The organism is Gallaecimonas aegicerasi (assembly GCF_045291545.1).
Taxonomy (GTDB): domain Bacteria; phylum Pseudomonadota; class Gammaproteobacteria; order Enterobacterales; family Gallaecimonadaceae; genus Gallaecimonas.
The window spans coordinates 2,835,819-2,846,808 of sequence record NZ_CP149514.1; the positions used below are offsets into that span (position 1 = coordinate 2,835,819).

A 10,990-nucleotide genomic window follows, 5' to 3' on the forward strand; every position below is an offset into this window, starting at 1 on the left:
GTACTCAGCTTGCTGAGTGATGTTAAATCACTCATCATCGCCTCCGGCGCACGCTGCGTACCCCAACTCCTTCAGATACTTTGCCATCTCGGTTTCCAGTTCGGTCAGTTGTGCTTTTAGCTGCTCACGCTCGGCGCGTACCGCCATCAGGTCGATTTCTTCCTCTTCTTCAAAGGTATCGACATAGCGGGGGATATTGAGGTTGTAGTCGTTGTCCTGGATTTCTTTGAGGCTGGCCACATAGGCGTATTTGTCGACATTGGCGCCGCCGTTGTAGGTGGCGACGATCTTCTTGATGTTGTCGTCGGTGAGCTGGTTCTGGTTTTTGCCCGCCTTAAAGTCGCGGCTGGCGTCGATAAACATCACTTTGTCGTCGAATTTGTCTTTACGGAACACCAGGATGGCGGCGGGGATGCCGGTGCCGAAGAACAGCTTTTCCGGCAGGCCAATCACGGCGTCCAGCAGGTTTTCGTCAATCAGCTTTTGGCGGATTTTACCTTCGCTTGAACCCCGGAACAGCACGCCGTGGGGCACCACTACCGCCATGCGGCCGCTTTTGGGTTTGAGGGTTTCAATCATGTGCAGGATAAAGGCGTAGTCGCCTTTGGTTTTGGGTGGGACGCCGCGGCGGAAGCGGCTGAACTTGTCGTGCTCGGCTTCGTCATGGCCCCATTTGTCCAAAGAGAACGGCGGGTTGGCGGTGACGATGTCGAACAGCATCAGCTCGCCGTTTTTGTCCAGCAGCTTGGGGTTACGGATGGTGTCGCCCCATTCGATTTTGTGGTTGTCTTCGCCGTGCAGGAACATGTTCATCTTGGCCAGTGACCAGGTAGAGCCGATGGCCTCTTGCCCGTAGAGGGCGTATTGCTTACTGCCGTGGTTGGCCACTACTTTGCGGCCACACTTCATCAGGAGGGAGCCAGAACCACAGGCCGGATCACAGATGCTCATGCCGGGCTCGGGGGCCAGCAGCTCGGCAATCAGGTCAGAGACTTCTGGCGGGGTATAAAACTCACCGGCTTTCTGGCCGCCGCTGGCTGCAAAGTTTTTGATGAGGTATTCGTAGGCGTTGCCGATCACATCCAGGGTGCCAACGCGGCTGGGCTTGAGGTTGAGCTCCGGCTTGGCAAAGTCTTCCAAGAGGTGGCGCAAAATGGTGTTCTTTTGCTTCTCTTCGCCCAGTTTGTCGGTGTTAAAGCTGATGTCCTGGAACACGCTTTTGCCGGCGTCTTTGAGTTTGGTGCCGTTGGCTTCTTCAATGGCGTGCAGGGCCTGGTCAATGCGCTCGCCGTTACCGGGTTCATGGCGGTGCTCCCACAGGGCGTAGAAGCTGGATTGCTTGGGCAGCACAAAGCGCTCGTTTTTCATCATCTCTTCGATGAGCTGTGGCTCGTCGCCGTACTGGGCTTTGTAATCGTCATAGTGGTCTTGCCATACATCGGAGATGTACTTCAAAAACAGCATGGTGAGGATGAAGTCTTTGTAGGTGTCGGCGCTGATGGTGCCGCGAAAGGTGTCACAGGCGGCCCACAGGGCTTTGTTAATGCTGTCTTGGTTGATTTTGTCGGTCACTGCTTAATCCTCTGACGATGTGTCCTGCAGCTTTTTGGCGGCAGATTCTATTTGTTTGATGCTGTTGTCTGGTGTGGGCAGGTTCTCGGGCATGGTGCCCCCCAACTCGACTATGGTTTGGCGTACCTTTCGGCCAACCTCGAAGTGCGTTTCATTGGCCTGGCGTTTGCCCTGAACCTGATCGCGGCGCAGCTTTTCTTCTGTTTGGGTGGCGCGAAAGAGGTTGGCAGCCAGCTCGGTGGAGCCCATGTGAACCAGGATCTTCTGGCTTTTCTTCAGCCCTTTTTTGGCGTAAATAGCCTTTTGGTCCAGGCCGCCGTACAGGCCCTGATAACCGTGGTTTTGGAAGATAGCGAAATCCAGGCCTGTTGCCACACCCGCCTGCTGTGCCGCTTCGACCAGTTGCTTGTTATGCTCTTTCAGTTCATTGCGCAGGAATAGGCGTTTCTCGTCTTCCCTTAGTTGCTTGAAGGCTTCGTCGTCAGCGAGCTCCTGGCGGCGAGTTTGCACAGCAAAGTAGGTTTGCCCTGCTGCTATGACGGGTTTGGATGGATCGCCATTTTGTACCACCAGGTAGCAGGCGTAACGGGAGAGCTGGATATCATCCAGGGGGCGTTGTGAGCCTGAGCCCAGAGCAACCATTTTGGTGGTATCAACGAAATGGTCTGCAATAGCATGGCCACTGCTCTCACAAGCCTGTTTGGCTTTCTGGATAACATTGAGGAAGTTTCTCCAGTCTTTGTAATCCAGTAGTGGTGCCAGTGCTCTGGCCGACCAAAACTCGATCCCGTCTGAGCTGATCACCTTTAATGCCTCGAAGGACTCGTGCTGCTCGTTCATTGCCCTACCTCCTTGTTGAATAAGTCTGCGGCTACGGCATTCATCATGCGCTCGCCGTTCTCGATGAGATTTTCCAGCAGCCGCTGTTCTTCGCGCAGGGTATGGGCCATGGCGATGATACCGTGTTGCCTGGTGAGTGGCGGGACTGCGATGGGGGCCTCTTCCAGCACGGTACGGCGAATGCTCTTGGTGAGGGTGCCTTCGGCATGCAGTTCGAAGTAACGCTGGCAGGGCAGCTGATTGAGCTGCCAGGCAAGGAATTCCGGTATCAGTGCATCAGGTTGTGGCCGCACCACATAAAAGTGCGGGGCTGCAACAGCTGGCATTAGGGCATGCCGGGTATCAACCAGCACGGCATAGTTTTGGTTGCCCCGTGCTGCCACCAGAATATCCCCGGTTTGCAGCCAGTACGGCGCTTTCTTGCCCGTTGCTTCACTGCGCACGCAGTTCATCCAGTCGACACCGAACTCTGACGAGGTGTCTTTCATCTGCACCACGGTCAGATCCCCCTCGGGGTGCTCAGGGATCTTGCCGCGAAACGGATAACCGGCGCTGATTGTGGCTATTTGATGCAGCTTTAATTTCACAAAAATTCTCGTCATCGTTAATGATGCTTTGGCCAGTGTCTATGATGAGACTCTGTTCCGTCAATACAAAGCTCGATTTTTTTGCATCAATGAAGATGAAGTTTTGTGTATGGCTTTCACATGTGAAAGTTTCCCTCCGCAAAAAACGCTCTAAGTGCCCAAATTGGACAACTACAGCGACGAGGATTTCGCCAGGCCCCCGGTACGCTCTTGCATGCTGATGATTGCTACGAGGAGACCATCTGCATGCGTGAACAAAATCCGTCAGTTTATAGTGATCCTAACGGGTCAATTCTGAAAGAGCTTTATGAGCTGAAACAGCTGGTGCGCCAGCAAGGCCAGGCGCTGAAGGAGGTGCTTTGTGCCGAAGAGTGTGCCGAGCTATTGGGGGTTTCAGTTAGTTATGTGTACCGGCTGACTAGCGAAAAACGCCTGCCGCATTACAAGCCCCAGGGTAAGAAGATCTACTTTAAGCGCGATGAGCTGCTGGACTGGCTGCTCTCTCACCGTATCTCCCCAGACACCGAGCTGACTGAGCATGTAGCCAAGCGCGTGCGGCAAGCCCGCCATGGGCGGCTGTGAGGCTGTAATGGAGCAGGATCTCATCGCATCTCACTGGCCCCTGGATCTTCAGGCGGCCTTTACCGAACCTCCCAAGCCAATTGACTTTGTCTTACCGGGCCTGCCGGTGGGCTGTGTCGGAGCCTTGGTGTCACCAGGCGGTGCCGGCAAATCCATGCTGGCACTGCAGTTGGCAATGCAGATAGCCGGCGGGCCGGACTGGCTCGATCTTGGCAGGCTGGAACAGGGAGCTGTGCTCTACCTGCCTGCCGAGGACCCTCTGCCGGTGCTACACCACCGCTTGTTCGCTTTGGGTCAGAACCTTGATGCAGGGCAGCGTGTGGCGCTTGAGCGTGACCTTAAGTTGATACCGCTTCAGGGAGCCAGCCCCAACCTGTTGGACAGCCAATGGCTGGAAGCGATTGCCCTTTGGGCTGAGGGCGTGAGGTTGGTAGTTATCGACACCCTCCGGCGTTTTCATAATGCCGACGAGAACGCGGCCTGTGCCATGACGCAGGTGCTGGGTCAGTTGGAACGGCTGGCCATGGGGCAGGGATGCGCCGTGCTGTTTTTGCACCACACCAGCAAGTTGGCCGCCTTCCAGGAGGTTGGCGATCAGCAGCAGGCCAGCCGTGGTTCGTCTGTGCTGGTAGACAATGTGCGTTGGCAGGGCTACCTCGCCACCATGACCAGGAAGGAGGCGCAGCAGCTGGGCATATCGGCACAGCAGAGCCATCGCTACGTGCGGTTTGGGGTCAGTAAAAGCAACTATATGCAGCCACTACCAGAGCGCTGGCTGGTGCGAGAGGAAGATGGCGTGCTACACCCTGCCAGGTTGGACGTAGCACGCCGAGCGGGAGGCAAACGTGCCTTGCTTTGAATTGACCCATGCCCGGCACGACCATATGCACTGTCTGGCGCCAGGATTGTTCAGAGCCATCTCTCGTGGCCAGCGCCGCCGAGACAAGCTGGATGTGGTGTATCGATTCGGTGGGGGCAATCAGATTGAGTTTTCCGGGCCAGAACCCTTGGGGGCTGACGATTTGCGCGTACTTCAAGGGTTGGTTGCCCTGGCTGGTATCGAGGACTACAGCGCCATCATCGAACCCATTGCCGCTACCGGGGAGGGCAACACCTTGCGGACCCTGCTAGAGCCTCGCTGGGCAGCCAATCAGCAACGCGTCTTGGTGGTCAAAAGCAGCCTGCGCAAACTGGCCAAGGAGATAGGCTACGCCAACCCTCGTGACACCAATACAGTGCGCCGCTGTGTCGAGCGGTTGTGGAAGGTGTCGGTGATAGCCCAGGTGGCTGGCCAGCGCAGCGGTTTTCGTCTGCTGGCGAACTATGCCAGCGACGCCCTGACCGATGGGCTCTTTGTGGCGCTTAATCCTTTGCTGACCTCCGCCATTATGGGCACTGGCCGCCATGTTCGTATCGACATGACAGAGGTGCGGCGCCTGAATAGCAGCATCACCAGATTGTTACATCAACGGCTATGTGCCTGGGTCGATGGTGGCCAGAGTAGAGTGGTGCAGTTAGACACCTTGGTTGCTTATGTCTTTCCTGAGGAAGCCAGCATGGCCACCCGCCGCAAGCGGCAATCGCGAGTCCGCAAGGCATTGGGTGAGCTAGCCGAATTGGGCTGGTTTATCAATGAACATGCCAAGGGGCGGTTCACCATAGGCCGGCCTGCGCTATCACGATAATGGTCACAGACCATCACGAAAGTGGTCACAAAGCTCACGATAATGGTCACAAACCAATTGAGCGAAACCCAGGTGCTACTTGGGCTGCAGGGCGATCCTGAAATCCGATCTAGATTATCTAAGATCATCTACACCAGCGCTGGGTGGCGCCGGCGCTTTTGTTGGCTCTTCCTGGCCAGGATCCGCTTCTTGCTCTAACTGGTTAAGTATCAGCGCAGCCTGCTGTTTGGCGGCCGCGACCACTTCAGGCTTTTCACTGGCCAGGATCTCGTCGAGGGTGCGTCCCATCTTCTATCACTCTAATACGTTGGGGAAATCCAGCATGGCATCTCTTCGCCGTGATTCAAGGATGTCTGCATAGATCTCTGTTGTTCTCAATTCACTGTACCCCAGCAAGCGAGATAGGGCATAGATATCGACGCCGCGGTTAAGCTGGATCACGGCGAAGGTATGACGCGCGCTGTGGAAGGTCACCTTCTTGGTTATACCCGCCTGCAACGCCCAGCGGGTGAGCTCCATGTTGTGCCAGGCCGAGTATTTCAGCCCCTTGAAGATCCGCTCTGTTGCCTTGCCAGGGCGCCCCATCAGCTGCATCGCCATGTCATTCAGATCCAGGTATTGCAGGCCGCTGGTCTTCTTCTGGGTGAAGACGATGCGGTAATGGCCGTAGAAGGGTTCAAGCTCTGCCCAGGTCAACTTGTGAATGTCGGACCAGCGCAAGCCAGTGCAACAAGAGAACAGAAAGGCACGCTTAAGAACGTCGTAGCGGCACTCAGCCTGTGCCAAGGCTCGTACCTCGTCTTCGGTCAGATAAACCCGTTTGTTCTTCTCTCCTTGGATGGCTTTGACACGCCGCACCGGATTATCCATCAGTAGCCGCTCCTGCTCTGCTTGGTTCAGGGCAGCCCTCAACTTGTTGAAGTAGGCACTTTGGGTGTTGCGGCTCAGTGGCGCGCCGCTTTTGGTGCGTGCCTTGTGCATCAGGTAGTGCCGAAAACCCTCCAGGAACAGCTGATCGACTTCCTCTAAAGTCAGGTCCGGCAGTTTATGGAACTGGCGCAAATGCTTGAGGGTAGACACCCAGATGGAATGGTTGCTCTTGCTGCCTGCCGCCTTTTGGTCGGTCACTTCCTGGAAGTACTCGAAGAAGCTGGCCTTGTGGGCATTTGAGAAATCCAGGTGGTGTTTGCCGGTCTCGTATTCGAAGAGCCGCTTGGCGCGGATGGCTTCGGCTGCTCGCTGGGTTTCTTTGTTGTGAAGCCGCTGTGCCGGGGTGCGTGGCTTGTCGTACAGGAAGAGATCCAGGCTCTCTCTGCTGCGCTTGTGCTTGCGGATACCCGTGGCGGGGTCAAGGTAGGAGCCGGCGTAGTAGGTTAAGCGCAGAGCGCGCTTGCCTTCGGCGTCCGGTGCGCGGTATTCGATGCTGATCTTCATGAGTGTCCCCCAAAAGTACCCCAAGAGGTTACTTCGGGGTACTCTCGGGGTAAATTCTCACGAAACAAGATCAGGCAAGAACAGCCAGTAAAAAACAAAGCCCAGCATTTACAATGGCTTATGTTATTTCTGGCTGCTTTTTATTGCTGATTTTTCACCACATTACTTGCCGATACAGAAACTGGAGAATATACGCCCCAGCAGGTCATCAGCACTGAACTCACCGGTGATTTCTGACAGTGCCAGCTGCGCCAGTCGTAATTCTTCTGCAAGGATTTCACCGGCGGCATAGCCATGCAATTGTTCGCTGCCGCTGTCCAGGTGTTGCTGAGCAGTCGCCAGGGCGTCGAGGTGGCGGCGCCGGGCCAGAAAGCTGCCTTCGCTGGTGCCTTCATAGCCCATCAGCTGTTTGAGATGTTGGCGTAATTGTTCTACACCGGCACCTGTTTTGGCCGACAGGCGAATGATGCCATCGGCCAGGCCAGGGGTTTCGCCGGTCAGCTCTACTTTGTTGCGCACCACGGTAATGCCCAGCCCGGCGGGCAGCCGGTCAACAAAGTCAGGCCAGATGGCGTGCGGATCGGTGGCGGCGGTTTCTGTGGCATCCACCATAAAGAGCACCCGGTCGGCTTGATTGATTTCTGCCCAGGCTCGTTCAATGCCGATGCGTTCTACCGCATCGCCGGCTTCGCGCAAACCTGCGGTATCGATGATATGCAGTGGCATACCGTCAATATGAATATGCTCGCGTAGTACGTCACGGGTGGTACCGGCGATGTCAGTCACAATCGCCCGTTCCTGCCCCGCCAGGGCATTGAGCAGGCTCGATTTGCCGGCATTGGGGCGCCCGGCGATAACCACCCGCATACCGTCACGCAGCAAACTGCCCTGGTGGGCGCTGGCTTTGACCGCTGCCAGTTCATCGCTGACGGCGCTGAGGTCGGCCGCCACTTTGCCGTCAGAGAGAAAATCAATTTCTTCTTCCGGAAAGTCGATGGCCGCTTCCACATAGATACGCAGCTGGGTCAGAGATTCCACCAAGGCCCGAATACGCCGGGAAAACTCACCCTGCATGGATTGCACGGCGCTGCGGGCGGCCTGTTCGGAGCTGGCCTCAATCAAATCGGCAATGGCCTCAGCCTGCGCCAGATCGAGTTTGTCATTTAAAAAGGCCCGCTCGGAAAATTCTCCTGGCTTTGCCATCCGCACCCCTGGCACGCAGAGCACTGCCCGCAACAACATATCAAGGATCACCGGGCCACCATGGCCCTGCAGTTCCAGTACATCTTCGCCGGTAAAGCTGTTGGGGCCCTGAAAGTACAGGGCGATACCCTGATCAAGGACACGGCCGTCAGTATCAAGAAAGTCACCAAAGTGGGCATAACGGGGTGCCGGCAAGCGGCCCAGGCAGGCATTGGCAACGGTGGCTGCTGCCGGCCCGGAAACCCGCACAATACCCACACCACCCTGACCGGTGGCAGTAGCAATGGCGGCAATGGTGTCGGTCATGACGAACTCCTGACAAAAAAGGCGGCTTGCGCCGCCTCTTGGGTTACTTCAGGCCTTTTTTCTCAAGGCCCTTATAGATGATCAGCTGCTGGCCAATGGACACCATGTTACTGACTACGTAGTACAACACCAGGCCAGATGGGAATAGCGCAAAGAAGGCCCCCATCAGTATTGGCATCAGCTGCATGACCTTCTGTTGCATCGGGTCGGTCATGGTGGAGGGGTTCAGTTTCTGACTGAACCACATGGTGCCGATAAACAGTAAGGGCAGCACAAAGAACGGATCTTTGGCTGACAGGTCATGGATCCACAGAATAAAGGGCGCCTGGCGCAGTTCCACGGACTCCTGCAGTACGTAGTAGAGGGCCATGAAGATAGGCATCTGCAGCAAAATGGGGAAGCAGCCGCCCAGCGGGTTAACCCCTTCTTTTTTGTACAGTTCCATCATCGCCTGTGACATGCGCTGGCGGTCATCACCAAAACGCTCTTTCAGGGAAGCCAGTTTCGGCTGCAACAAGCGCATTTTGGCCATGGAGGTGTACTGCGCTTTGGTCAGCGGGTACATGGCACCACGCACCAACAGGGTCAGCAGCACAATGGCAAAGCCCCAGTTGTGCACCACGCCGTGCAGTAGTTTCAGCAGCCAGAACAGGAATTCGCTGATAAACCACAGGAAGCCGTAGTCGACGGTTTTTTCCAGTTTGGGGGCAACGGCGGCCAGGGCGTCCTGGTCTTTGGGGCCCACGAACAGGTCAGCGGTCAGGCTGGCAGAACCTTGTGCCGGTACGGTAACGGGCTTGCTCTTGATGCCGATGATGGCGTCAGAGCCGGACTGCAGGCTGTAAACGTCCAGTTTGACGTTGTCGAGCTTGGGCGCCCAGGCAGACACAAAGTAGTGCTGCAGCATGGCTACCCAACCGGTGTTGGTTTCCTTGTTGAGGTTACGTTCTTTGACGTCGTCAAAGTTGTACTTCTCGTAGGACTCGTCATCGGTGGAATACACCGGGCCGGTGTAAGTGCCGTGGGAGGTGATACCGGAGTCGGGCTCGTGGTTGGTACGTTTGATTTGACCAAAGAACTGCACGGACAAAGGCTTGTCGGTGGGATTGGTCACTTCGAAACGGGTGTTGACCACATACTTGCCGGGGGTCAGGGTCAGCACCTTTTTATAGACAACGCCATTCGCGCCGTCATAAGTGAGGGTCAGCTGACTGTCGCCGTTGGCCAGGGTAGTGGCCTCGGATGAGGTGTAAACCGGGCGGCTCTGGGTGTCGGAGCCGTTGGGGCCGATAAGGCCGCTCATGGCCACGTAGTTAAAGCCGGGCTCGCGGGTAAAGAGGGTCAGCCGCTCTTCGCCACCTTGCACCTTGGCAAAATGCTTGAGCTGGGCACCGACGATGTCGCCGCCGCGGGTATCAACGGTCAGCTTGAGCTCGTCGTTTTGCAGGGTAACCAAGTGAGCCTTGGTGGTGGCAGCAGGCGCCGCGCCTGCGGTCTGGGGAATATCGTCGGAACTGGGCAGGGCGTCGGCAGGCGCTTCAGTGGGTACCGAAGCGGTAGCGGCTACAGGCGCCGGCTTGGGCGCATGATCTGTCTGCCAAGCGTTATACAGCAAGTAGCTGACCGCTATCAGGCCGAAGAACAACAGCGAGCGTTGTGATTCCATGGGTTACAGTTCTCTTTTTTTGCGTTCGGGTACCGGATCGTGGCCACCGGGATTAAGAGGGTGACATCTTAATATTCTGCGCCCTGCTAACCAACTGCCGCGTAGCGGGCCATGTTTCTCAATGGCTTCCACAGCGTAGTGCGAGCAGCTGGGGGTAAACCGGCACGTCTGTCCCAACAGCGGGCTAATAAACCGCTGATACAACCGGATGGGGAAGATCAGACACGCGCCAAGCGCTTTGCCAATAAGGTCCATAAACGGTCCAGCAGGGCGACATAATCGCCGTTTTCCAGAAATTGTGCCGGCTTCTTGGCGATGATAATGACATCGGCGTCAGGTAAATCGCCCTGGCGCAGCCGCAGGTATTCCCGACTCAAGCGTTTGAGGCGGTTACGCGCAGTGGCTTTTTTAACCTGTTTACGGGCAATTGTCAGCCCCATACGCGGATGGCTCAGCGTATTACTACGGGCAAGAAGGGTTATTTCAGGAGAGGCAGCGCGGACGGGCTTATCAAACACCCTTTGAAAATGCGCGGGAGTTAACAGGCGTAACTCCCGGCTATACGTCTGTGCAGTCACTTGCGTGCGAAGATGCACTCAAGGTGATCAGGCAGACAGGCGAGCACGACCCTTGGCACGGCGGCGAGCCAGTACCTTGCGGCCGTTCTTGGTTGCCATGCGAGCACGGAAACCGTGGTCACGCTTGCGCTTGATTACGCTCGGTTGGAAAGTACGTTTCATAGTTATTTCCGTCGGTCAGTCGTTTAAACCACTGGGTACCACTGCCGGCGTAGCCGTTTGGCCCCTGCGGGATAGCCCATAAAAAGAGGCCGAATTATACAGAGGCCCCTGTGGTGCGTCAAACCCCAACAAGGGTAAATTTGCAGCGGCAGTCATTCTAGATCAGTTCGCGATCGATGTAACGATCCTGATGATCGCAGTTGATCTTGTTGCGGGTCGTAGACCACAATGATCGACCTGCTCAAAGCCGCGATCCCGTCGTCGTCAAGACCCGGACAAAAACCGTCCAGGCCGCTGTTTTGGCCGTGCTCAAAGGGTGCGGTTGGCAGGGCAAACCGATACAATAACGGACTTTAATTTTGGGAGAGGTCAGCA

The 10,990-nt window shown here is 56.3% G+C and carries 13 protein-coding genes; 3 read left to right on the forward strand and 10 right to left on the reverse strand.

Annotation, left to right across the window (positions count from 1 at the left end; genetic code table 11):
- Positions 1 to 27: 27 nt before the first annotated feature.
- The 3 genes from WDB70_RS13905 to WDB70_RS13915 are packed head-to-tail and all read right to left on the reverse strand — an operon-like array spanning position 28 to position 2,999.
- Positions 28 to 1,572, reverse strand: coding sequence for a type I restriction-modification system subunit M (locus WDB70_RS13905; RefSeq protein ID WP_406665348.1), 1,545 nt, complete (start codon positions 1,570 to 1,572; stop codon positions 28 to 30).
- A gap of 3 nt (positions 1,573 to 1,575) precedes the next feature.
- The gene (gene dinD / locus WDB70_RS13910; protein ID WP_406665350.1) at positions 1,576 to 2,412 is read right to left on the reverse strand and encodes a DNA damage-inducible protein D; all 837 of its coding nucleotides are present in this window, start codon (positions 2,410 to 2,412) and stop codon (positions 1,576 to 1,578) included.
- Entirely contained in the window at positions 2,409 to 2,999 is a 591-nt protein-coding gene (locus tag WDB70_RS13915) for a restriction endonuclease subunit S (protein WP_406665352.1), read from the reverse strand. The genes dinD and WDB70_RS13915 overlap by 4 nt, the downstream gene beginning before the upstream one ends.
- 246 nt (positions 3,000 to 3,245) lie before the next feature.
- On the opposite strand from WDB70_RS13915, the gene WDB70_RS13920 reads away from it, so the two are divergent.
- From WDB70_RS13920 to repC, 3 genes are read left to right on the forward strand one after another with little or no spacing between them, the layout of a single operon-like run.
- Positions 3,246 to 3,581, forward strand: a complete 336-nt coding sequence (locus tag WDB70_RS13920) for a helix-turn-helix domain-containing protein (RefSeq protein ID WP_406665354.1) — start codon at positions 3,246 to 3,248, stop codon at positions 3,579 to 3,581.
- Positions 3,582 to 3,588: 7 nt separating this feature from the next.
- Entirely contained in the window at positions 3,589 to 4,440 is an 852-nt protein-coding gene (locus WDB70_RS13925) for a helicase RepA family protein (RefSeq protein WP_406665356.1), read from the forward strand.
- A gap of 25 nt (positions 4,441 to 4,465) precedes the next feature.
- Positions 4,466 to 5,266: a replication protein C, IncQ-type gene (repC, locus tag WDB70_RS13930; protein WP_406668117.1), complete on the forward strand. Its 801-nt coding sequence runs from the start codon at positions 4,466 to 4,468 to the stop codon at positions 5,264 to 5,266.
- Positions 5,267 to 5,380: 114 nt separating this feature from the next.
- Here the strand turns inward: repC and WDB70_RS13935 are convergent, their stop codons facing one another.
- The 7 genes from WDB70_RS13935 to rpmH form a co-directional block, all read right to left on the reverse strand.
- Positions 5,381 to 5,554 (reverse strand): hypothetical protein, encoded by a 174-nt coding sequence (locus WDB70_RS13935; RefSeq protein ID WP_156991768.1) that lies wholly within the window; start codon positions 5,552 to 5,554, stop codon positions 5,381 to 5,383.
- Between the two features lie 6 nt (positions 5,555 to 5,560).
- Positions 5,561 to 6,700, reverse strand: a complete 1,140-nt coding sequence (locus WDB70_RS13940) for a site-specific integrase (RefSeq protein ID WP_406665357.1) — start codon at positions 6,698 to 6,700, stop codon at positions 5,561 to 5,563.
- Positions 6,701 to 6,862: 162 nt separating this feature from the next.
- Positions 6,863 to 8,209 (reverse strand): tRNA uridine-5-carboxymethylaminomethyl(34) synthesis GTPase MnmE, encoded by a 1,347-nt coding sequence (gene mnmE, locus WDB70_RS13945; protein ID WP_406665359.1) that lies wholly within the window; start codon positions 8,207 to 8,209, stop codon positions 6,863 to 6,865.
- A 43-nt stretch (positions 8,210 to 8,252) separates the two neighbouring features.
- On the reverse strand, positions 8,253 to 9,875 hold the full coding sequence (gene yidC / locus WDB70_RS13950; protein WP_406665361.1) for a membrane protein insertase YidC: 1,623 nt from the start codon (positions 9,873 to 9,875) through the stop codon (positions 8,253 to 8,255).
- A gap of 3 nt (positions 9,876 to 9,878) precedes the next feature.
- Positions 9,879 to 10,130, reverse strand: a complete 252-nt coding sequence (yidD, locus tag WDB70_RS13955; protein ID WP_406665362.1) for a membrane protein insertion efficiency factor YidD — start codon at positions 10,128 to 10,130, stop codon at positions 9,879 to 9,881.
- Entirely contained in the window at positions 10,094 to 10,453 is a 360-nt protein-coding gene (gene rnpA / locus WDB70_RS13960; protein ID WP_406665364.1) for a ribonuclease P protein component, read from the reverse strand. Before rnpA ends, yidD begins: the two co-directional genes overlap by 37 nt.
- 27 nt (positions 10,454 to 10,480) lie before the next feature.
- Positions 10,481 to 10,615, reverse strand: coding sequence for a 50S ribosomal protein L34 (gene rpmH / locus WDB70_RS13965; protein WP_050660763.1), 135 nt, complete (start codon positions 10,613 to 10,615; stop codon positions 10,481 to 10,483).
- Positions 10,616 to 10,990 lie beyond the last annotated feature (375 nt).